General features: G+C 39.5%; 24 protein-coding genes. 10 read left to right on the top strand and 14 right to left on the bottom strand.

Annotated elements, in window-relative coordinates:
- Positions 1-29: 29 nt before the first annotated feature.
- Genes LXM54_RS17005 through LXM54_RS17015 form a run of 3 tightly spaced genes read left to right on the top strand, consistent with a single transcriptional unit; the run spans position 30 to position 1,642 of the window.
- On the top strand, positions 30-599 hold the full coding sequence (locus tag LXM54_RS17005; RefSeq protein ID WP_233316448.1) for a chromate transporter: 570 nt from the start codon (positions 30-32) through the stop codon (positions 597-599).
- A 2-nt stretch (positions 600-601) separates the two neighbouring features.
- Positions 602-1,144, top strand: coding sequence for a chromate transporter (locus LXM54_RS17010; RefSeq protein ID WP_233316449.1), 543 nt, complete (start codon positions 602-604; stop codon positions 1,142-1,144).
- Positions 1,145-1,165: 21 nt separating this feature from the next.
- The gene (locus tag LXM54_RS17015; protein WP_233316450.1) at positions 1,166-1,642 is read left to right on the top strand and encodes an Lrp/AsnC family transcriptional regulator; all 477 of its coding nucleotides are present in this window, start codon (positions 1,166-1,168) and stop codon (positions 1,640-1,642) included.
- A gap of 49 nt (positions 1,643-1,691) precedes the next feature.
- Here LXM54_RS17015 and LXM54_RS17020 read toward each other — a convergent pair whose 3' ends face one another.
- Genes LXM54_RS17020 through LXM54_RS17035 form a run of 4 tightly spaced genes read right to left on the bottom strand, consistent with a single transcriptional unit; the run spans position 1,692 to position 5,269 of the window.
- Positions 1,692-2,270 carry a 5' nucleotidase, NT5C type gene (locus LXM54_RS17020; RefSeq protein WP_233316451.1) on the bottom strand — a complete coding sequence of 193 codons (579 nt, stop codon included), beginning with the start codon at positions 2,268-2,270 and terminating at the stop codon, positions 1,692-1,694.
- Between the two features lie 17 nt (positions 2,271-2,287).
- Positions 2,288-3,400, bottom strand: coding sequence for an FAD-dependent monooxygenase (locus LXM54_RS17025; protein ID WP_233316452.1), 1,113 nt, complete (start codon positions 3,398-3,400; stop codon positions 2,288-2,290).
- 17 nt (positions 3,401-3,417) lie between these two features.
- Positions 3,418-4,515, bottom strand: a complete 1,098-nt coding sequence (ribD, locus tag LXM54_RS17030) for a bifunctional diaminohydroxyphosphoribosylaminopyrimidine deaminase/5-amino-6-(5-phosphoribosylamino)uracil reductase RibD (RefSeq protein ID WP_233316622.1) — start codon at positions 4,513-4,515, stop codon at positions 3,418-3,420.
- 13 nt (positions 4,516-4,528) lie between these two features.
- Positions 4,529-5,269 carry a GTP cyclohydrolase II gene (locus LXM54_RS17035; RefSeq protein ID WP_233316453.1) on the bottom strand — a complete coding sequence of 247 codons (741 nt, stop codon included), beginning with the start codon at positions 5,267-5,269 and terminating at the stop codon, positions 4,529-4,531.
- A 355-nt stretch (positions 5,270-5,624) separates the two neighbouring features.
- Here LXM54_RS17035 and LXM54_RS17040 point away from each other — a divergent pair, with 355 nt between their 5' ends.
- Positions 5,625-6,500 (top strand): TetR/AcrR family transcriptional regulator, encoded by an 876-nt coding sequence (locus LXM54_RS17040; protein ID WP_233316454.1) that lies wholly within the window; start codon positions 5,625-5,627, stop codon positions 6,498-6,500.
- Positions 6,501-6,585: 85 nt separating this feature from the next.
- Positions 6,586-7,584: a potassium channel family protein gene (locus tag LXM54_RS17045; protein ID WP_233316455.1), complete on the top strand. Its 999-nt coding sequence runs from the start codon at positions 6,586-6,588 to the stop codon at positions 7,582-7,584.
- A 55-nt stretch (positions 7,585-7,639) separates the two neighbouring features.
- On the opposite strand, the gene LXM54_RS17050 is transcribed toward LXM54_RS17045, so the two are convergent.
- The 3 genes from LXM54_RS17050 to LXM54_RS17060 all read right to left on the bottom strand — a co-directional run bounded on the left by LXM54_RS17050 (position 7,640) and on the right by LXM54_RS17060 (position 10,811).
- Positions 7,640-7,972: a four-helix bundle copper-binding protein gene (locus LXM54_RS17050; RefSeq protein ID WP_233316456.1), complete on the bottom strand. Its 333-nt coding sequence runs from the start codon at positions 7,970-7,972 to the stop codon at positions 7,640-7,642.
- A gap of 126 nt (positions 7,973-8,098) precedes the next feature.
- Positions 8,099-9,448 carry a glucose-6-phosphate isomerase gene (locus LXM54_RS17055; protein ID WP_233316457.1) on the bottom strand — a complete coding sequence of 450 codons (1,350 nt, stop codon included), beginning with the start codon at positions 9,446-9,448 and terminating at the stop codon, positions 8,099-8,101.
- 199 nt (positions 9,449-9,647) lie between these two features.
- Positions 9,648-10,811, bottom strand: a complete 1,164-nt coding sequence (locus tag LXM54_RS17060; protein WP_233316458.1) for an iron-containing alcohol dehydrogenase — start codon at positions 10,809-10,811, stop codon at positions 9,648-9,650.
- 249 nt (positions 10,812-11,060) lie between these two features.
- Here LXM54_RS17060 and LXM54_RS17065 point away from each other — a divergent pair, with 249 nt between their 5' ends.
- Complete coding sequence (locus tag LXM54_RS17065; protein ID WP_233316459.1) at positions 11,061-11,294, top strand: DUF378 domain-containing protein; 234 nt, start codon at positions 11,061-11,063, stop codon at positions 11,292-11,294.
- 50 nt (positions 11,295-11,344) lie between these two features.
- On the opposite strand, the gene yugI is transcribed toward LXM54_RS17065, so the two are convergent.
- The 4 genes from yugI to LXM54_RS17085 form a co-directional block, all read right to left on the bottom strand.
- The gene (yugI, locus tag LXM54_RS17070) at positions 11,345-11,755 is read right to left on the bottom strand and encodes a S1 domain-containing post-transcriptional regulator GSP13 (protein ID WP_233316460.1); all 411 of its coding nucleotides are present in this window, start codon (positions 11,753-11,755) and stop codon (positions 11,345-11,347) included.
- A gap of 197 nt (positions 11,756-11,952) precedes the next feature.
- The gene (locus tag LXM54_RS17075; RefSeq protein ID WP_233316461.1) at positions 11,953-13,125 is read right to left on the bottom strand and encodes an aminotransferase; all 1,173 of its coding nucleotides are present in this window, start codon (positions 13,123-13,125) and stop codon (positions 11,953-11,955) included.
- Positions 13,125-13,625, bottom strand: a complete 501-nt coding sequence (locus tag LXM54_RS17080) for an Lrp/AsnC family transcriptional regulator (protein ID WP_233316462.1) — start codon at positions 13,623-13,625, stop codon at positions 13,125-13,127. Before LXM54_RS17080 ends, LXM54_RS17075 begins: the two co-directional genes overlap by 1 nt.
- 40 nt (positions 13,626-13,665) lie before the next feature.
- Positions 13,666-13,926 carry a DUF1871 family protein gene (locus LXM54_RS17085; protein ID WP_233316463.1) on the bottom strand — a complete coding sequence of 87 codons (261 nt, stop codon included), beginning with the start codon at positions 13,924-13,926 and terminating at the stop codon, positions 13,666-13,668.
- A gap of 260 nt (positions 13,927-14,186) precedes the next feature.
- Between LXM54_RS17085 and LXM54_RS17090 the strand changes: the two genes are divergently transcribed.
- Positions 14,187-15,443 (top strand): Nramp family divalent metal transporter, encoded by a 1,257-nt coding sequence (locus LXM54_RS17090; protein WP_267913430.1) that lies wholly within the window; start codon positions 14,187-14,189, stop codon positions 15,441-15,443.
- 47 nt (positions 15,444-15,490) lie between these two features.
- On the opposite strand, the gene LXM54_RS17095 is transcribed toward LXM54_RS17090, so the two are convergent.
- Complete coding sequence (locus tag LXM54_RS17095; RefSeq protein ID WP_233316464.1) at positions 15,491-16,003, bottom strand: superoxide dismutase family protein; 513 nt, start codon at positions 16,001-16,003, stop codon at positions 15,491-15,493.
- A gap of 132 nt (positions 16,004-16,135) precedes the next feature.
- Between LXM54_RS17095 and LXM54_RS17100 the strand changes: the two genes are divergently transcribed.
- Positions 16,136-16,531, top strand: a complete 396-nt coding sequence (locus LXM54_RS17100) for a kinase-associated lipoprotein B (RefSeq protein ID WP_233316465.1) — start codon at positions 16,136-16,138, stop codon at positions 16,529-16,531.
- A gap of 100 nt (positions 16,532-16,631) precedes the next feature.
- On the opposite strand, the gene kapD is transcribed toward LXM54_RS17100, so the two are convergent.
- Complete coding sequence (kapD, locus tag LXM54_RS17105) at positions 16,632-17,252, bottom strand: 3'-5' exonuclease KapD (protein ID WP_233316466.1); 621 nt, start codon at positions 17,250-17,252, stop codon at positions 16,632-16,634.
- Between the two features lie 222 nt (positions 17,253-17,474).
- Here kapD and LXM54_RS17110 point away from each other — a divergent pair, with 222 nt between their 5' ends.
- Entirely contained in the window at positions 17,475-19,334 is a 1,860-nt protein-coding gene (locus LXM54_RS17110; protein ID WP_233316467.1) for a transglycosylase domain-containing protein, read from the top strand.
- Positions 19,335-19,369: 35 nt separating this feature from the next.
- Here LXM54_RS17110 and LXM54_RS17115 read toward each other — a convergent pair whose 3' ends face one another.
- Positions 19,370-19,924 carry a DUF5366 family protein gene (locus tag LXM54_RS17115; protein ID WP_233316468.1) on the bottom strand — a complete coding sequence of 185 codons (555 nt, stop codon included), beginning with the start codon at positions 19,922-19,924 and terminating at the stop codon, positions 19,370-19,372.
- A 278-nt stretch (positions 19,925-20,202) separates the two neighbouring features.
- On the opposite strand from LXM54_RS17115, the gene LXM54_RS17120 reads away from it, so the two are divergent.
- Positions 20,203-20,382, top strand: coding sequence for an asparagine synthase (locus LXM54_RS17120; RefSeq protein WP_233316469.1), 180 nt, complete (start codon positions 20,203-20,205; stop codon positions 20,380-20,382).
- Positions 20,383-20,425 lie beyond the last annotated feature (43 nt).

Raw genomic sequence — 20,425 nt, forward strand, 5'->3', positions numbered from 1 at the left:
AGTGTCTAATTACGAAAGGAGAAATAAAGATGATCTATAAAGAACTCATCATCGCGATGGGCCGGTCTGGATTATTAGGATTTGGAGGTGGTCCTTCTGTTATACCGCTTATTCGCTATGAAGCAGTAAATAAATTCAAGTGGCTTGATAATGAAGAGTTTGGGGAAATATTGGCGATTGCTAATACTTTGCCTGGACCAATCGCTACAAAAATGGCCGCCTATTTAGGCTACCGCCAAAAAGGTATTTCAGGAGCTATCGTTTCTGTGCTCGCCCATATTCTGCCGACATGCCTGGCAATGGTTGTGCTAATTTCCTTTATTAACGTTGTCAGCCATTCTGCTGTCATCACAAGCATGGTGTCTGCTGTTATTCCTGTTATAGCAGTAATGCTTGGCATGATGGCCTATGAGTTTGCAGAAAAAGCAGTCAAAGGCTTAGGTATCTATGTTGGTGCAGCACTAACACTGTTATGTCTGTTCCTGCTTCAATACATTTCCCTTCACCCAGCTATTGTTGTATTAATCTTCTTGATTTACGGAGCATTTCATTTCAATCTTAAAGATCGTATTCTACATAAAAAAGAAAGAGGCATGTAAACATGGTATTAATCAGCATCTTTTTAAGCTTTTTGTTATCAAATATATTTGGATATGGCGGCGGTCCTGCCTCTATTCCACTCATGTATGAAGAGATTGTTAACCGGTACAATTGGCTGTCAAATGCGGAGTTTTCCAATATGCTCGCACTTGGAAACGCCCTGCCTGGTCCAATCGCAACAAAAATTGCTGCTTATGTCGGGTTTGGCATCGGTGGCTGGTGGGGCTTTATTGCTGCACTGGCAGCGACGGTCATTCCATCTGCTGCAGCGCTCATTTTCCTTGCCAATGTGATGAGCAAGCACCGCGATTCGAAAATAGTGAAAGGGATGACACTGTTGGTTCAGCCTGTTATTGCCGCATTGATGATAATCCTTACTTTTGAAATGCTGCAAGACTCCTATATTTCATTAGGCTGGATTCAAACAGCAGCAATCGCTGTAATCGCATTTGCCTTACTGCAAAAATTCAAAGTTCACCCAGCTTTTGTAATCATTCTTGCCTTCCTTTATGGTGGTCTTGTTGTTCCACATCTAAACAGTTAAAAGGAGAAAGGAACATATTTTATGACAAATGGACATGATCTTGCACCTAGCAAACTAGATCAGATTGATCATTTAATCTTGTCTTTATTGCATGATAACGGCAGGATTTCCTACACCGATATCGGCAAAGAAGTCGGGATCTCAAGGGTAGCTGTACAGATGCGGATTAATGCAATGATCGAAAATGGCATTATTGAAAAGTTCACGGCTGTAATAAATCCAGAAAAAATCGGCAAAACAGTTTCTGCTTTCTTCAATATTGATGTAGAACCGAAGCATCTCGAAGAAGTAGCCAAACTATTAGCAGACAATGCTGCTGTAGGCAGTCTCTATCATATGACCGGCCCCAGTAAACTGCATATGCACGGATTATTTGCTGATAATCAGGAAATGGAGCTATTCCTTACAGACAAGCTATATGCTATCGAAGGTGTCGTCAGCGTAGATTGCCAAATATTAATTAAAAGATACAAGAGCAGAATGGGAATGAAGCTGTAGCTTGCAGATTATCTCCATACAAAAAAGCAGGGATACATTCTCCCTGCTTTTATTTTTTTTCCTCATTTAAATTAAGAAAATCCCAAACCTCAGCCCAGCTATGAACCCTGTCATAAGAAAGATCTTTATTGTATGATTGATCTTTTACTAACAAGTGAACTCCTGTTTGTGCCAGTGTGTTTAGCACCGCTGGCTTATCATCCATATAGAAATCAAGGTTCAGGCTTGAAATAACATCGATTTTTTCATGATCAGCCATACCGCAGAAGAACTGCTCATCCTTAACTGGAAAGCCTTTAGTCTTCATCCATTCCTTCGTCCGTTCTGCAAATTCCTTATTACGTGCGGTAATATAATACACTTCATGTCCGCTATTTGTCAGCCTTTGCAGAAATTCAACTGCATTCGGATATGGCGGGCAATCTGTGAAATAAATTTCTTCGCTTAAAGTGGTCCACATGTTCTTCCCTTCATCAGCATTAAGGCCAAAGGGCTCATGTATTTCCACGATCTTCAGTGCATGAAAATAATCGAGATGCACTTCCTTTTGCAGTTTCTTATTATATAAATGAAAGGCATGCTCTCTTAAATTTATTAATGTATCATCAATGTCAAAACCGAACTTCATCTATTGCATCCTTCCAATTAATTACTAACGCCAATTGCCGTTGCTTTTGGAAAATGATCCTTAAAAGTAGATTCTCTGTAAAGCTGTTCTGCTTGGACTTTTTCTACCTCTATTTTCCGAATTGCTTCGTAGGTCTCTAATAGCGCTGGTGATTCGTGATAGAGTAAAATTTGTTTCAGCACTTCTGCAAGTTTTTCTGCATCCTTTAAGGAACTGTTGAGTCCAAATGCGCCGGTTGGGCTCATTGTGTGGGCTGCATCGCCTAAGAGCACTGCATTATTATTGATCCACGTGCTGCTTTTAGAGCTTTCCACCTTCAACAGGACAAAATCCTTCCATGCCTTGATATGAGTGCGGACAGTTTCCTCCAACTCAGGAAAAGCAGACAGAAGATTGTCGATAAAGTGCTCAAATGATCCTTTCCGGATTTGTGAGAAGCTTCCCTCCTCAATATTCCAGCCGATCTGAATATAACCTCCATATTGGGTAAACAGAGCAACCTGACTGCCGTTAACAAGAGCCATTTTAATCGCTGGCTCCCAGCCAGATGGAGCCGGAATTTTTGCCCACAGCAAATCATAACCATGCTTGATCGCTTCAACAGGAAAGCGCCCCTGCTTTCTTATCGTTGAAAACCTGCCGTCAGCACCGACAATTATCTTGCTGTTCACTTTTGTTTCTATGCCATTAATCCAGGCGACGACGCCTGAATACTCTCCTGTTTCAGTCTGAATGAGCTCTTTCACAACACTGTCCATTTCCAGCCTGAAGGCAGCCTCTTTCGATGATTCCTCCAACAGCAGCTTCAATAAATGCTTTTGCGGAACATGAATGCCAGTATGGCCTGTTTCTGAATGGGGAAGTATTCTTTTAACCACTTTGCCGTCTGCAATATAATCAACATGAGTCATGCAGAGTATGCCTTTTTCCTTCAGCTTAGCAAAAAGACCTGCGTCTATGAGGACTTGTTCTCCTTCCTCATTTAAATGCTCTCCACGAAATTCTTTATCTACATCATGATGCCGCTCCAGCAGGATTGTGGAAACCCCGGCCTTGCTAAGCAAATAAGCAAGCATTGCACCGCCGGGACCTGCACCAACAATACAAACTTCTGCATTCAGAACTGTCATTTCCCCATCCTCTTCCCTTAAACTTTAGCAGGATATGCGTAGACTTTTAAGTCTTCGCCTACCTTCTCCACTGTTTCAAACCTTAGCTGAACAGCTTCATCTATCGTATCTACATCCTCGCCTCTAAATGGTGTAAAAGAAGATTTTCCACCTAAGATTTTCGGCGCAATATAAACAATGTATTTTTGAATAAGTCTCTCTCTCATAAAGCTCGCATTTACTTCACTGCCGCCTTCGAGCAGAATATCTGTTACTCCTGCTTCATACAGCCTTTTCAATGCAGCTTGAAGGTCCATTTTCCCGTTTGTATATGGAACTTGAATAATTTGAACGCCCTTCTGTTTTAAACCTTCAGCCTTCTTGTCATCCTCGGCAAGACCAGTCAAAATAATCGTTTGTGCCTCAGAGCAATCTGCCACATTTGCATCGAGCGGTGTTCGCAGCTTGCTATCCAAAATAATCCTGATTGGATTTTTAGATGGTTGGTCTAATCGAGTCGTTAATTTCGGATTATCTGCTAATACTGTACCTACTCCAACTAGGATAGCATCTACCTCATTGCGAAGGTAATGCACTTCCTTCCGAGCCTCTTCCCCTGTAATCCATTGGCTGTGCCCTGTATAGGCAGCGATTTTTCCGTCTAAAGTCATCGCAACCTTTGATACAACAAATGGAGTTTGAGTAATCATATTATGCATAAAACGCTCATTGAGTTTTTTTGCTTCTTCCTCAAGCACACCAACTTCTACTTCGATCCCCGCTTCTTTTATGATGCCAATCCCCTTACCAGCAACATGAGGATTCGGATCTTGAGCTGCCACTACAACTCTTTTCACTCCAGAATCTTTGACTAAATTCGCACATGGCGGTGTTTTTCCATAGTGGGAGCAAGGCTCCAGCGTAACATATAGTGTAGCCCCTTTAGCATGTTCTCCTGCCATATTAAATGCATGTACCTCTGCATGCGGTTCTCCAGCCTTTCTGTGCAAACCGGAGCCTACTATGACGCCATCCTTCACTAATACCGCACCAACTACTGGGTTTGGATTTGTTTTTCCCTTCGCTGTTTCTGCAAGGTCCAATGCCATTTTCATAAAATCATGATCATTTCTCATCATCGTTTACTCCTCAAATTGTCACAATCTCTTCTTGCAATGGTATATGTCCAGATTTCTGCACTTTCGTGTCCAAATACTTCTCGTTAAACGCTGATCTGTCTCCCCATAACGGAACATTCTCACTTGCAGTTAATCCAATCTTCTTCAATGCTTCCAGCTTTTTAGGATTGTTCGTAATTAGTTTAACAGGCTTTGTGCGCAATGCTTGCAGGACACTGATCGGCTCTTCATAGCTTCTTGTGTCATCAGCAAAATCAAGAGCATGGTTTGCCTCTACTGTATCCAATCCTTCCTGCTGCAGCAAATAAGCTAATGACTTTGTGAACAGACCAATTCCTCTGCCTTCATGGTTGGCAAGGTAAAAGAGGGCACCACTGCCGTGTTCAACAATCATCTTCATTGACTGATGCAGCTGGAATCCGCAGTCACAGCGCTTGCTACCGAAAATATCACCTGTATGACAAATGCTGTGCATGCGGATAAGCGTATCTTCTGTCTGCTCAAAATCGCCGTATACTAAAACCGATGATTGCTGCAAGTCTGCAAGATGCATCGAAGGCAAGCTGTTTAACAGCTCCTCTTTTGACTGCTGCTCTTCTATTGGCAGCCATGTGTACCATTGGAAAGTTACAACTTGATCTTCAAGCTGAACAGGCAGCTTGACTGGCCCGACAAGGCATATTTTTTTATCTTCCTTAAACGGAATCATTTTCATTTTATCTTGAAGAAGATCAATCACTTCTTTTTTCATATTTAAGTCTCCTTTAAATTTCATCTATCTTAATTTGTTCCATTCAAATATTTTTATCAAACCACTTACTATATGTAAGTAAGTATATATATATAAGAAAATAGCGTCAAGTAATTAATTTACCCATTTTTCTTTAGCATTTCCTTACATGAGCAATAAGTGATAATTATTATCATATCGGAAGATAGGTATTTGTACAAATAACTAATTTTACTGGTTCCCAAGACAAATTATTAGCTTTTTTTTTACATATTTTAAGTTGTGTGGTTTAATAGTAAAATCTCTATAAGAGTTTATTTCGCTAAAAAATAACTATTTTCAACTCTTCCTTATAAAAAAATAGGAGGCGCTTCCATTGAAAGAGAAAGAAAAAAAGATCATAGACTCTGCGCTGAAACTTTTCGCGCAAAAAGGATATTCCTCCACTTCCATTCAAGAAATAGCAAATGATTGCGGAATATCTAAAGGTGCTTTCTATATATATTTCAAGTCAAAGGATTCTTTATTATTTGCCATTCTTGATTATTATTACAAGGAATTAGTACAGCTTTTTGACAGCATTAGGCTAGAAGACATCACTGCAAAAGAAAAGCTGGTCGAACAGACAGCAGCTTTTTTTGAACATGCTTTGAAGCATAAGGATTTCATTATTATGCAAACCCGTGAGCAGGCGATTCCCCTTAATGATTCCATCAAGCATTTAATTATGCAGATGCAAACAGATATCAGAGAGTTTTCTCTAGCATATCTGCTCGAATTATATGGAGAAAAAACGAGCCGCTTTCATTTAGATTTGCAAATCATGTACGAAGGGTTGCTGCAGTCCTTCTTAAGACTTCTTCTTCATGATCAGATTGACAGGAATGCTAAAGATGTTTCCGAATATTTATGGAGAAGAATGGACTCCATTGCAGCAGGTATTATGGAAGAGAAGCCAATATTCACTGAAGCGAATCTTTACAAATTAATGCATAAGCCAAAAATCGATTTTATGGCAGATGCTACAGAAAAATCACTGGATATCCTTAATCAAATTCGCAAGCTTACAGAAAGCTATCCTAACAAGGAAACGATTGAAGTTACCCTTGATGTTCTAGAGTCAGAAATCAAAACAGATGCCCCAAGAAGTCCAATTATTCAAGGAATGCTTTCCAATCTTGAAGGACATGAAGAATTGCAGGACTGGATTGAAAAAATTAAAAGGCATTATCAAATAACCTCACATAAGTGAACATATAAAAATCTTTCATTTCATTATGAAAGGTTTTTTATATGTCCATAATGGTTTTATACACATGATGATGAGGTGAAATATATTGCCGAATACCGTACTAACCGCTTTTCTGCGCCTGCCTATCAGTGTGAGGATTTTGTCAATCGCAGCAAGTATTATCCTATTTTTTGGATTAATCATCACCATAGTGGAGCCAAAAACCTTTCCGACTTTTTTTGAGGGGATTTGGTGGGCTATTATCACAGCCTCCACTGTTGGTTATGGTGATTACGCTCCAAGCACCATTGTAGGAAGAATTGCCGGCATGCTGCTCATATTGACTGGTGCAGGGTTTTTATCGACTTATTTAGTAACTTTGGCAACAGCAGCAGTCGCCAGACAAAATGCCTTTATAGAAGGGAAATCAACTTTCAGAGGACAGAGTCATATCGTGATTATCGGCTGGAATGAGCGTTCGAAGGCATTGATTAATACGATTATCAAGGATGGGAAGAGATCACTCCTCACTCTTATTGATGAATCGCTCCCAAAAAACCCGCTGCCAGAATCGCTTCATTTTATCCAAGGCAATCCAAATATTGATGAAACACTCCTGCGGGCAAATATCTCACAGGCTAACAAGGTAATCATCACCTCTGACCAAAGCAAAGATGAAATGAACGCCGATATGAATTCGATTTTAACACTGCTTGCAATAAAAGGACTGAATCCAGAGGTTCCTTGCATCATTGAGATATTGACTGCTGAGCAAGTGACTAATGCACACAGAGCAGGTGCAGATGAGATTATTCAAACCAATCGCCTGTCGAGCTTTGTCATGCACAGCAGTCTCAATTCGCAAGAAACAATGATTGCCTTTCTCGATTTACTGGGGAACTTCAAGGACAAGAGATTGCAAATTGTTTCTTTGGGCGAATGGAAAAACGACGAGCAGCTGAATTTTGCTGCCCTCAGCTCGTATCTTCTTTTAGAGGACAAACTCTTGTTAGGAGTTAAAAGAGGCAGTCAATCCTACATTAAACCTGGTGCCTCCTTTATAGTAGAAGAAAAGGATGAGCTGATCTTGATTGCCGGCTCATAAATGCATGAAAAAACAGCGCTTGCCATATTTAGCGCTGTTTTTTTGTTTATTAATATTAGTTGTTTAAATAGGTTTTACATGCTTCCATACATTGCAAGCAAACTTCAGCACAATACTGACAATGCTTATGGTCATGTTTTTGGCATTCCTGTGCACAATCCTCACAAACTTGCATACAGATTTTAGCAAGTTCTTTAGCATATGGAGATTGACGGATAATAGCCTGTTCTAGATATCCACAGAATTCCAAGCATTCTCGGTCTGTTCGTATGCAGTCTATCATCATGCTTGATTTATCTTCAGCGAGACATTCATTCAGGCAATGATTGCAGACTATCATACATTCTTGCAATGCCCTTACTAATGTTTGTTCTTGTTCTACTAGCATAGTATCCCTCCTTAACACTTATGTAACCTAGTAGTTATTTATCCTTAAATCTCCTCCTAAAAACATGAAATGATAGATTTATAAAATGAGAAAGGGCAATCCATTTCGGATTGCCCTTTTTTACTCTTATTTCAAACGGCTTTCAAGTTCCGCTTTTTTCTCTTCAAAACCTGGTTTACCAAGCAATGCAAACATGTTAACTTTATAAGCTTCTACTCCCGGCTGATCGAATGGATTTACACCAAGAAGGTATCCGCTGATAGCGCAAGCTTTCTCGAAGAAATACACTAAGTAACCGAAAGTATATTCATCCATTTCAGGAATTGTCACAATCAGATTCGGCACACCGCCGTCTGTATGTGCAAGAAGCGTACCTTCAAATGCTTTGTTGTTTACGAAGTCAACTGTTTTGCCAGCAAGATAGTTCAAGCCGTCAAGATCGTTTTCTTCTGCTTCAATTGTTAATTCATGACGAGGCTTGTCCACTTTAACAACTGTTTCGAAAATATCGCGACGTCCTTCTTGAACATATTGCCCTAATGAGTGCAAGTCAGTTGAGAAGTTAGCGGAAGATGGATAAATACCTTTTTGGTCTTTTCCTTCGCTCTCGCCGAAAAGCTGCTTCCACCATTCAGAGAAGTATTGAAGTCCTGGCTCATAGTTGATAAGCATTTCGATTGTTTTGCCTTTATTGTAAAGCACGTTGCGAACTGCAGCATATTGGTATGCAGCATTTTCACTAAGTTCAGATGAGCTGAAGTCTTCACGAGCAGCTGCTGCACCTTTCATCATTGCTTCAATGTCTGCACCGCTTACAGCGATTGGAAGCAAGCCTACTGCTGTAAGAACAGAGTAACGACCGCCGACATCATCAGGAATAACAAAAGTTTCAAAGCCTTCTTCAGTAGCAAGTGTTTTTAGTGCACCGCGCGCTTTATCAGTTGTTGCATAAATTCTTGATTTAGCTTCTTCTGCTCCGTATTTTTGTTCCAAAAGCTTGCGGAAAATACGGAATGCGATAGCAGGCTCTGTTGTTGTGCCTGATTTAGAGATAACATTGATTGAGAAATCTTTGTCACCTAAGAAATCGATAACATCGCTCATATATGTTGAGCTGATGTCTTTACCGATAAAGATGATTTGCGGAGTTTTTCTTTTATCCTTAGACAAAGCATTGTGGAAGCTGTGGTTCAGCATCTCGATTGCTGCACGTGCTCCAAGATAAGATCCGCCGATTCCGATAACAAGCAATACTTCAGAATCGTTTTGGATTTTTTGTGATGCTTTTAAGATACGGGAAAATTCTTCTTTATCGTAATCAACAGGAAGATCAATCCAGCCTAAAAAGTCGCTTCCAGCTCCTGTTTTTTCATGTAGGGAATGATGAGCCACTTTAACTGCATCAGATAGGTATGTAATTTCATGTTCTCCAAAAAAGCTTAATGCCTTTGAGTAATCAAAACGAACGTGTGTCATGAATGATCCTCCATTATATTTATTTTTGTATCCTCTTTCACTTTATCGAAAGTGTCCAAACTAATCAAGAATGAGATTGTTTTGAAAGCGGATACAACTTGAGTTTTTTTCGGTTATTCTTCTTTTAGTCACTATTACCTACTAAGTCCCAACTATTAACATAGCTGGGACTTAGTAATTTTTTTATAATAAGCTCTGCTTACAAGGAAGCTTTGTAAATGGAGCGAACATCATCCGCCTTTAATAAATTGAAGCGTCCGAATTCTCCTCTTGCCATTGCTCTGTCCACCATCAGCTCAAGCTTGCTGTCATCAATATCATAGTCTGCCAGCCTTGAAGGTGCTCCGATGCTGTTCCAGAATTCTCTAAGCTTCTCAATGCCTTCCAATCCAGCTTCTTCATCTGTTTTACCTTCTGGATCAACCCCAAATACCCGAACAGCAAGCTGCTTGAATCTTGAAGGTTTTACACTTAAGTTATGCTTCATCCAGTTAGGGAATAGAATAGCAAGTCCCCCTCCGTGCGGAATGTCATAAACTGCTGATACAGCATGCTCAATATTGTGAGTTGCCCAGTCTCCCTGGTAGCCCATGTTAAGCATTCCGTTTAATGCCATTGTACCGGAGTACAGGATTGTGGAACGATATTCATAATTCTCTAAGTCGTTAACAAGTTTTGGACCTGTTTCCATTACTGTCTTAAGCAAGGACTCACACATATAGTCTTGGAATTGTGTATTTTCTTCCAAATGGAAATAATGCTCAAGTACATGAGACATCATGTCTACAATTCCATAAATTGTCTGATTTTTAGGTACTGTGTATGTATTCTCTGGATCGAGGATAGAGAAAACAGGGAATGTAAGCGGGCTTCCCCAGCCGTATTTTTCTTGCGTTTCCCAATTAGTAATAACAGAGCCTGAATTCATTTCAGAGCCTGTAGCTGCTAATGTTAATACAGTTCCAAATGGTACAGCATCACTTGGTATTGCTTTTCTTGTTACGATATCCCAAGGATCACCGTCATATTTTGCTCCGACAGAAATTGCTTTCGTGCAATCGATGACACTTCCTCCACCTACTGCTAAAAGGAAATCAATTCCCTCTGTCTTACAGATATCCACACCTCTTTGAACTGTAGTTAAGCGAGGGTTTGGTTCAACTCCTGAAAGTTCAAACACTTCTTTATTATTTTCTTTTAAAAGCTCAATAACTTGATCGTATAAACCGCTGCGTTTAATACTACCTCCACCATATACAAGAAGGACTTTATTTCCGTATGGAGCCAGTTGATCTGCAAGCTGGGACAGTTGGCCTTTCCCAAAGATCAGTTTTGTCGGGCTATAGAATGTAAAATTATTCATGTTCCCTTTTCCTCCTATTATAAAAATTAATGCTCCTTTTGCTTCCCAATACTAGAAAGCAGCAGGAGGACACTATTTATTATTTACTAAAGTAATTCGAAAATCAAAAGATAAGAACTGGATTTTTTTATAGTTGCTTACCAAACTTTATAATGCCCCAAAAAAGGAAAAAATGCAGACAAAGAAATGCATAAATATATTCTCTTTGCATCATGATAATAGGGAATCCAATACAAGGAGGAAACAATCATGAGTGGTATTCAAAGAACAGCTTTAGTGTTAACGATTATTGGAGCAATAAATTGGGGACTAATTGGATTTTTTCAATTTGATTTAGTAGCAGCAATCTTTGGCGGTCAAGAATCAGCATTATCCAGAATCATTTACGGATTAGTTGGGATTGCCGGTTTGATTAACTTAGGATTGTTGTTTAAACCAAGTGCCGAAGTTTCTCGTGAACCTGAACCAAGATCTGCTAAATAAGATTTTTCAATAAAAAAAAGCAGGATGCTTATGGCATCCTGCTTCTTTTATTATTTCTTAATTAGGTCATTGCGGTTAGACTGGTCAATCCACTCTTGCAATTTGTCTTTAAGTGTATTGAAACCTTGGCTGCTGTCTGCATCTACTTTAACTGGTGCAGCTTGGCGTTTAGCACGAGGCTTTTTAGCTTTTTCAGCATCAGCAGGTGCTGCTGGCGCTTCTTCTGTAGCGCGGATAGACAAGCCGATTTTTCCAGCATTATCATCAACAGAAAGAACCTTAACTTTTACTTCGTCGCCTACTTTAAGAAATTCATTAATATCTTTAACATAGCCGTGTGTTACTTCTGAAATATGAACAAGGCCTTGCAAGTTTTCGTCTAAAGAAACGAAAGCGCCGTATGGCTGAATGCCTGTTACCTTTCCTGTAATTATGCTTCCAACTTCGATTTTATCTGACATGAGAACACTCCTAGTTTTTATATTCATTTTTCCTTTAATATGCATTATAAAATTATATCACAAAACAGACCTTAATACAAAAGTATTTATTATTATCTCTGAATTGTGCTTTGTCAGTTAAAGTTTTTGCAAATTTTTTAAATAAATGCTGACTGATTTTTTCCAAACGAAAGGACCGTTTTAAAAACGGTCCTTGTTTACTTACTGTATCTTTCTGTAAAAGCCTTCATTCTCTTTAAAGCTTCTTGCAGCTGTTCTAAGGAAGATGCATAAGAACAGCGGATATGGCCTTCCCCGCTCTCGCCAAACACATTTCCCGGCACAACCGCTACCTTTTCTTCCATCAGCAGCTTTTCAGCGAATTGTTCTGATGTCAGCCCAGTTGATGTAATATCAGGGAATGCATAAAAAGCTCCACCTGGAATATGACAAGTCAGCCCCATTTCGTTTAATGACTGTACAACGAAATTACGTCTTCTTCGATAGCTCTTCTTCATTTCCTCGACATCGTTGCTGCCTGATCTCAACGCTTCAAGTCCGGCAAATTGCGCCATTGTCGGAGCACACATTAAGCTGTATTGATGGATTTTAAGCATAGCCTGCGTCAATTCTTCCGGTGCGCAAACAAAACCAAGTCTCCAGCCCGTCATCGCGAACCCTTTTGAGAATCCGGATATGAGCAATGTTCTCTCCCACATGCCGTTTAGGGCGCTCATACTTGTATATTCCTCGTCATAGCACAGCTCTGCATATATCTCATCAGAAATTATAAGCAGGTCATGCTTCTTAGCAACGTCTGCGATTGCTGCTAATTCTGCTGCAGACAATAGGGAGCCTGTCGGATTGCTCGGGGAGCATATCATGATTGCTTTTGTCTTATCTGTAATCACTTCCTCCAGCTGCTCTGGCAGAACCTTGAACTCATGTTCTTTTAACGTCTGAACAGGTACCGGCACACCGCCTGCAAGTGTAACTAGCGGTGCATACGCAACAAAACAAGGTTCAAGCACGATCACTTCCTCATCTGGATTTAGAATCGCCCGCAACGCAATATCAATCGCCTGGCTCGCACCAACAGTTACAATAATCTCTGAATTCGGATTATAAGCGACCTGGAATCTTCTGTTCATGTAAGACGATATTTCCTCGCGCAGCTCAAGCATTCCTGGATTTGCCGTATAGGAAGTATAGCCTTGCTCTAAGGAAAGAATAGCAGCTTCCCTTGCTGACCATGATGTAACAAAGTCAGGTTCACCGACTCCAAGTGAGATGACCCCTTCCATATTGGAAGCCAAATCAAAAAATCGTCTTATCCCGGAAGGCTTCATTTCTGCTACTTTGTCGGCGATATAGCTTTTCGTTTGATTCATCACGGTGACACCACTATCCTTTTATCATCATTATTCGGTTCAAAAATTGTTCCATCATGTTTATACTGCTTTAGAATAAAATGGGTTGTTGTGGAAAGAACAGAATCCAAAGTGGACAGCTTTTCCGAAACAAATCTTGCCACATCATTCATCGATTTCCCTTCAATAATCACAGACAGATCATATGTCCCTGACATTAAATACAGCGATTTCACTTCTTGGAAACGATAAATTCTTTGGGCTACTTCATCAAATCCAACTCCCCGTTTTGGAGTTACTTTAACATCAATCATTGCTGTAACGCCTTCATGTCCTTCAACCTTTGACCAGTCAACAATACTTGTATAGCGGACAACTACTTTCAAATCTTCAAGCTTTGCGACAATTTCTTTCGTTGTCTGAAGGTCCTCTTCAATCATTTTAGCTATGTCTTCATCTGTAATACGGGCGTTTTTTTCTAAAATTTCTGCCACTTCAATTTCTTTTTCCGTCAACTTCATCTTTATCCCTCCAGATTATACAGTACTTTTTTATTGCAAATTACAGGGAGCAAGAGCCGTTATCTTTTGTTAACAGCAGCTTTGTCGATATAGAAAGACACTCATCCATTGGTATGAATTCCTCAAAAGAAAACTCATAAATTTTTTGGATTTCTGCTGCAAGCTCTTCCCTATTGTCCAGTTCATGGACGGCATAGACGCAATCGGCTATTTCCGTATCATAATTCCCTTCCCCAAGCTTGAAGGGATCCCATTCATTCAGCAGTTTTACAAGCTCTAGATTAACTTCTTGATTGTTCATACTTTCACCTTTTTACTCCTATTTTGCTGTCCATATTCTATCACAAAATATACGCAGTTAACACGATAACAGCTAAAAAGGGCTATTTTTTTGCGGTCCTAATTTTTACGATACAGAGAACCAATAGGTCAATTTATTTACTCTATACATTTTATTGCAGATTCATTGACAAAATAGAAATCGAGGAATATCCTAAAGGAAAGTTGCACAAAGGAAACATTTTATCACTTAGGAAAAATCAACAGAAATCAGGTGAACATATGGATAAAAGTAAAGAGGCTTCTCACGCAGGGTCTGTATTACATGGTCCTGGAGGGCTAAGAAAGTTCCTGCCGTTTCTTGGTCCTGCCTTTATTGCTGCAATTGCTTATATCGATCCAGGAAATTTCGCAACAAACATAGCTGCAGGTTCTCAATATGGTTATTTATTATTATGGGTTATCTTGTTTTCAAATATTATGGCCTTAATTATTCAGTCACTGTCTGCAAAATTAGGGATTGCTACAGGAAAAAATCTCGCCGAGGTCGCCCGGGAGGAATTTCCTAAGCCTGTCAGCATCGGTTTATGGATTCAAGGTGAAATAGTTATCATTGCTACCGATTTAGCTGAATTTATTGGTGCTGCACTCGGCATTTACTTACTGTTTGGCATTCCGATGCTTGAATCAAGCATTATCGCTGCAATCGGCAGCTTTGCCATACTGGAGCTGCAAAGACGAGGCTACAGATCGCTTGAGGCTGGGATCACAGCAATGCTGTTTATAGTTGTCTTATCCTTTATTGTGCAAATGTTCTTCGCAAAACCAGAGCTCCATTCTGTGCTGCACGGTTTGTTTACACCACAATTCCAAGGAACAGACAGTGTACTGCTTGCAGCTGGAATACTCGGAGCAACGGTTATGCCCCACGCGATTTATCTGCACTCTGCCTTAACGCAAAAACGGATTGTCGGTACAACAGAAAAAGAGAAGAAAATGATTTTCCGCTTTGAGTTTTTTGATATCCTTATTGCCATGCTGATTGCAGGATTTATTAATGCGGCTATGCTTATTGTCGCAAGTGCCTTATTCCATGCAAATGGCTTTATCGTAAATGACTTGGATGTTGCCTTTCAGCATTTCGAGCAGCTTGTAAGTCCAGCTTCAGCTATCCTGTTCGGTCTCGGCCTTTTGATTGCCGGGCTGTCCAGCTCGTCTGTTGGTACTATGTCCGGAGATGTCATTATGCAAGGCTTCATTCAATTTCGAATTCCCATCTATGTCAGAAGGCTGATTACGATTATTCCGCCCATTATTATTATTGCATCAGGAGTAAATCCTACATCAGCATTAGTATTAAGCCAGGTTATCCTTTCATTTGGAATTGGCTTCGCATTAATCCCGTTAATTATGTTTACAAGCAGCAAACGGATTATGGGCAGCCTGCAAAACTCGAAAGCAATTACGATTATCTCTTGGCTGATCGCAGCAGTTATTGTCCTTTTAAATCTTTTTTTACTGTACGATACTTTCTTCTAATAAAAGAAAAGAAGCATGCAAACCAACTGGTTTCATGCTTCTTTTTGCTATCTTTTGACTTCGCCGCAATAAACTCGTTCCCCCGAATTACCTGCCGGCTGTGTCATTCCATCATCTGCCTGGTCAGTGATGACAATGGATGTTCCTTTCGGTTTAAATAATGAATTCTTGCCGTCCCTTAATGTGACTTGCGGTGCCAACAGCTCAGCTTTGACAGTTCCGTCATCCTCAACAATTAGATTGGGAAGGTCTCCTGCATGTGCTCCTTTTGGATGGAGCAGACCATGCTCCTTATCCTCAGGATTAAAGTGATTTCCTGCACTTTGAAATGTAGGAGCCTCACATTTTCCTACCTCATGTATGTGTAGGCCATGTACTCCAGGTGTCAACCCCTTTAAGTTGACTGTAAGCATCACTCCTGCAGACTGCTCCTCCAAATTAATACTGCCTAAAGAATCGCCGACATCATTGAACATTTCCACATCTACCTTTGTTGCTTCTCCTTCCGCACAGCCTGCCATTAAAAGAAGCAATGCTAACATAGGCATGATTTTTTTCATTTACGAACTCCTCCAATACCGATAATAGGAGTATTATTTGTAGAATTGTTTAAATTATGCTGTTTCCCTGTTTCTAACATAGTGATTTATTATGGTACTATTTAAGAAAGAATGTTTTTGGAGGCGAATGATGTGGAAGAGCTAACAATTGGCACAAAGGTTACTGCCATATACAAAACAGGCAAATATATCGGCGAAATTACCGATATACGCAGCAACAGCTACTTAGTGAGGGTATTAGCTGTTCTTAAGCACCCTATGCAAGGTGATTTACATAATCCGAAGCAGGCAGAAAATGTCTTTTTTCATGAGCGAAAAGCCCTCTCATACAGAGAACAGATGAATACTCCCAAACCGATGGTAAAGCCATATGAGGAGGAGACTCCAGAATACGGGACATCCCTTTTGCAGGCTGTCTCGAAAATGAAGGATGAACTGAGTAAAGACAATTCCCCATTTGCAGCAAGGAGCTTAAGCAATCTTGACATACTGGAGCAGGAGTACCGCCGGGCAATTACAAAAGCTTAATTTTTTTCGGGATTTCTTCCTTATATGGGAGGAATCCTTTTTAGGCAAAAAAATAAAAGGGTGGCAACTAGTAGAACAAGCTTAGCTGTCAATCCTTTTTTCATGCAAATTTATTATAAAACTTAGATAGATCAATTAAATCGCCAATCGTTGTCGTTTCCGTCTTTCCTAAATACCTTTTGTCCTTTTCAACAAACTTAAATATGTCATAGGTTGTCAGCGCATCATCTAAGGCGCGGTGATGTCTTCCTGTCCCTTCGCTCCCGTATTCCCGCACTGCTTTCCATAATCCTGTCTGATTTTGGTCTCCGAAAAACCGCTTATATTCCATCGACAAATCTATTTCACTGCAAGCAAGAGGAAATGACGCACCTGCCATAGTGCAATTATTCCTGAGCACCTTCATGTCCATATTACCCCATGTTACAACTGTATTTGAGAAACCGCTGCCCATCTCCTTGATTTTATCGAGCAAACCGTGAAATGGAATTCCGTTATCGACTTGTTCCTGATGTATGTGCAGGAAGGATTTGCATCGCTCTGAAAGAATGGGAAACTTGCTTGGAGCCACATAGGCAGAAAAGGTTTCTCTTATCTTGTCATTAACGACGGCGACGATGCCCACTTCAATTATTTCAGGTTGAAAACCTTTATACTTAGCATTTTTTTCTGGCATGGTAAACTCAAAATCTATAAATAAATATTGTTGCTGCTTCTCCATTTTTTCACCTTCTTTCTCTAAGTAAATCTCCGATCCATCTATCCTAAAAACCTTTTCTTATATTATAACAGAATATTCGCGAAGCTTTAAAATTTTCTATTTATTTTTTTGTTTACTATTATGGTAATATTTTGCCCTTTTTTTCAGCAAAATACTTCATGCATATTTATAAAAAATCCTTTATGCTTTTATTAACGGATTTTAAGTAATGAGGGAAAATTAATGCGAAAAAAACTTGGGGTTTCCTTTATAGTAATAATGCTAATTGCTTTAGTAGCTGTTCTTTATTTTACAGCAGCAGAAAAAAAGAAATATGTCAGCTTCCATCAATTTTTGGACGACAATATACCAGTCTCTTCCATGACACTCGCTCAATCTAGCTACATTTTGGATAATAGTGGAAGAAGCATATCAGAAATCAGCCCGCAAGCAGGGATACGAAAAAACTTGATAAATGAAGAAATCCCCCAATATGTGAAAGATTTGTTCATCTTATCAGAGGATCAGCATTTTTATGAACATGCTGGCTTTGATCTGCCGGCAATCGGGAGGGCTCTCTTGACCAATGCTGAATCAGATACTATTGAACAAGGCGGGAGTACTATTACCCAGCAGTTAGCCCGGAATATGTTTCAATCTTACGATAAAACCTACAATCGAAAACTAAAAGAGCTTCTTTACGCTTATGAGCTTGAAAGAAAGTGGTCAAAAGCAGAAATTCTTACTCAATATATTAATGCCGTTTATTTTGCCAATAATATGTATGGCATTGAAGCAGCAGCGAATTATTACTTCAGCAGCAAATCGAGTGACTTGTCCAAAGCAGAACTGTCTTTTTTGGCAAGCATTCCTAATAATCCAACTATATATGATCCGCTTAAACATTTTGAACAAACAAAAAAGAGACAAGAACGGTTAATATCCTTAATGGAAAAAGAGGGTAAAATATCCAGCAGTGAAGCTAAAAAGATGACAAATGAAAAAATAACACTTCACGTGCAAAAGAAAACAGATCTTTATCCAGACTATGTCTCATATGTGGAGGATGAATTACGAGCACTCGTTTCTGAAGAAAAAGGTTATGCTAAAAAAATAACAAAAGCAAATGACAAGGAAAAGGAAATTCTCAGCAAAGAGCTGGATGCCGAAGTTCAGAAGCTCCTTGAAAGTGGCGTTATTATTCATACAGGAATGGACCGCAGCTTGCAGGAGAAAGCGGTAAAAGCAGTGAAAAGCTCCCTGATAACAACAGATGTAGAAGCAGCAGCAGTTGTCATCGATCACAAGAGCCATACAATAGGCGCACTTGTTGGCGGGAAGAACTATAAAAAATATGAGTTTAACCGGAGCTATCAAGCATATCGCCAGCCTGGTTCTGCTATCAAGCCGCTTCTTGTGTATGGACCTTATCTGCAGGAAACAGGTAAAGGAGTTAAATCCACCGTTAATGCGGATGCTTTTTGCAAAGACGGTTATTGCCCGCAAAATTATAGTGGTCAAGACTATGGAAATGTCACATTAGATCAAGCTTTTATTCATTCCTATAATACACCTGCTGTCAGGCTTGCAGATAGTATTGGACTAAAAACTGCTTTCAGCTATTTAGCTCATTTTCCTTTTAAAAAGGTGACAGAAGAGGATGTTCATCTGTCCTCCGCTATCGGTGGATTCACAGTTGGTATGTCTCCGCATGAGATGACGAATGCTTATACTGTCTTTGGAAATAACGGCAGCTTTAAAAGCTCACATGCCATCACGTCCGTAACAGATGCTGACGGCAATCTGCTTTATGAATGGAAGGAAGCAGAGGAAACGGTCTGGAATAAAGCGACGAATGACAAGATGAGAACCTTGCTAAAACACACAGTGACATCCGGAACAGCAAAGAAGGCAAATTTTCAAGCTCCTTATCTGGGAGGAAAAACTGGTACTACGAATGATTATAAAGATTATTGGATGGTCGGTTTATCTAATGATTTAACTGTTGGTGTTTGGGTCGGAAAGGATGCCCCAACCAATTTGAAAAGCATTGAAAGCAATGCTCCCCATCTTTCTATTTGGAAAAAGATATTGATACCATAAAAAAGCACCTGTTCAAAAAATGGACAGGTGCTTTTTTAGATTGGCAAGCTGCCAATAATAGCGTTATATAGCTTGATACATAATAACAGAAATCCTGTAATCATGACAGCCCATGTTAATACTTGAAAGAAAATATAAAAAATGATTCCGCTAAAATTCAGACTGCCGCTTGCAGAGTTAACGAAATAAACAAAGTAAACAAGTGTCGTCACGACAAAGATAGCAAGAAGAATAATATAGCTGTATACACCGAACAAGGAGAGAATACTGCCGCAAAAATAAATGAAGCTTCCTTTCCTTGTTTTGATTAAGCTGTCCCCTTTTGAATCAATGGAAAAAAACAATAACGATAACCCATTTAAAGTGTCTGCAATCAGTTTAAGTGCAGATAACGCCATAAAAATAAACACGCAAAAAAACAGCAGCAATGCAAGCCTAATCCCTGTCTCTGAGAAAAATTCCAACAAACCCTCATACATCCCCAGCCTTTTAAAAAGGTCAATCACTGTTGACTGGATGCGGATTGCAAAAGATAAGCTAAAAAAACTGATAGAAAAAAGCGGAAAGTAACTAGTCAGATATGTATTCATCTAATTCCTTTAATAACTCCTTATGCTAAACATTGGTAATAAAGATATAGCTCTTATTGTATTAGGAAATGCCTTATTAAGCAAAAATCCATCTTTCTAAAAGCTTACTCCTCTCTATTTTTTCCTTACATATTGGTTAATACACAAAGTATGAACAATTTTAATGAAGCTTTAAAAACAATATGTACCAATCCAATACAGGGCTTAATAAAGGAGGTTTAAGCACATACTATTATTGTCCTACAAGAAGGGGCAAATTATAACTGGGGTGAAGCTAAATGGAAAATATTCGTGAAGGTTTAATTCCGACTGTTTTAGGTACTGCAGTAACTACAGCTGGCCTTGTAATGAAGCAGAACCGCAAAATCGACTCTATGGTTTCCAATACGGTGTTTGGCTTTGGCTTAGCACATATTGTATTAGGAGCGATTGATTTAGTGGAGCACCGCAACAAGTAATGAATTTATGCATTAGCGCGAAGCGGCTTTTTCGTTTCGCCTA

This window comes from Bacillus sp. Au-Bac7 (genome assembly GCF_021341655.1).
GTDB lineage: Bacteria > Bacillota > Bacilli > Bacillales > Cytobacillaceae > Niallia.

Excerpts from the sequence above, each read along its gene's own strand:
- LXM54_RS17005 (WP_233316448.1), top strand. The coding sequence starts at position 30 with ATGATCTATAAAGAACTCATCATCGCGATGGGCCGGTCTGGATTATTA.
- LXM54_RS17010 (WP_233316449.1), top strand. The coding sequence starts at position 602 with ATGGTATTAATCAGCATCTTTTTAAGCTTTTTGTTATCAAATATATTT.
- LXM54_RS17015 (WP_233316450.1), top strand. The coding sequence starts at position 1,166 with ATGACAAATGGACATGATCTTGCACCTAGCAAACTAGATCAGATTGAT.
- LXM54_RS17020 (WP_233316451.1), bottom strand. The coding sequence starts at position 2,270 with ATGAAGTTCGGTTTTGACATTGATGATACATTAATAAATTTAAGAGAG.
- LXM54_RS17025 (WP_233316452.1), bottom strand. The coding sequence starts at position 3,400 with ATGACAGTTCTGAATGCAGAAGTTTGTATTGTTGGTGCAGGTCCCGGC.
- ribD (WP_233316622.1), bottom strand. The coding sequence starts at position 4,515 with ATGAGAAATGATCATGATTTTATGAAAATGGCATTGGACCTTGCAGAA.
- LXM54_RS17035 (WP_233316453.1), bottom strand. The coding sequence starts at position 5,269 with ATGAAAAAAGAAGTGATTGATCTTCTTCAAGATAAAATGAAAATGATT.
- LXM54_RS17050 (WP_233316456.1), bottom strand. The coding sequence starts at position 7,972 with ATGCTAGTAGAACAAGAACAAACATTAGTAAGGGCATTGCAAGAATGT.
- LXM54_RS17055 (WP_233316457.1), bottom strand. The coding sequence starts at position 9,448 with ATGACACACGTTCGTTTTGATTACTCAAAGGCATTAAGCTTTTTTGGA.
- LXM54_RS17060 (WP_233316458.1), bottom strand. The coding sequence starts at position 10,811 with ATGAATAATTTTACATTCTATAGCCCGACAAAACTGATCTTTGGGAAA.
- LXM54_RS17065 (WP_233316459.1), top strand. The coding sequence starts at position 11,061 with ATGAGTGGTATTCAAAGAACAGCTTTAGTGTTAACGATTATTGGAGCA.
- yugI (WP_233316460.1), bottom strand. The coding sequence starts at position 11,755 with ATGTCAGATAAAATCGAAGTTGGAAGCATAATTACAGGAAAGGTAACA.
- LXM54_RS17075 (WP_233316461.1), bottom strand. The coding sequence starts at position 13,125 with ATGAATCAAACGAAAAGCTATATCGCCGACAAAGTAGCAGAAATGAAG.
- LXM54_RS17080 (WP_233316462.1), bottom strand. The coding sequence starts at position 13,625 with ATGAAGTTGACGGAAAAAGAAATTGAAGTGGCAGAAATTTTAGAAAAA.
- LXM54_RS17085 (WP_233316463.1), bottom strand. The coding sequence starts at position 13,926 with ATGAACAATCAAGAAGTTAATCTAGAGCTTGTAAAACTGCTGAATGAA.
- LXM54_RS17090 (WP_267913430.1), top strand. The coding sequence starts at position 14,187 with ATGGATAAAAGTAAAGAGGCTTCTCACGCAGGGTCTGTATTACATGGT.
- LXM54_RS17095 (WP_233316464.1), bottom strand. The coding sequence starts at position 16,003 with ATGAAAAAAATCATGCCTATGTTAGCATTGCTTCTTTTAATGGCAGGC.
- kapD (WP_233316466.1), bottom strand. The coding sequence starts at position 17,252 with ATGGAGAAGCAGCAACAATATTTATTTATAGATTTTGAGTTTACCATG.
- LXM54_RS17110 (WP_233316467.1), top strand. The coding sequence starts at position 17,475 with ATGCGAAAAAAACTTGGGGTTTCCTTTATAGTAATAATGCTAATTGCT.
- LXM54_RS17115 (WP_233316468.1), bottom strand. The coding sequence starts at position 19,924 with ATGAATACATATCTGACTAGTTACTTTCCGCTTTTTTCTATCAGTTTT.
- LXM54_RS17120 (WP_233316469.1), top strand. The coding sequence starts at position 20,203 with ATGGAAAATATTCGTGAAGGTTTAATTCCGACTGTTTTAGGTACTGCA.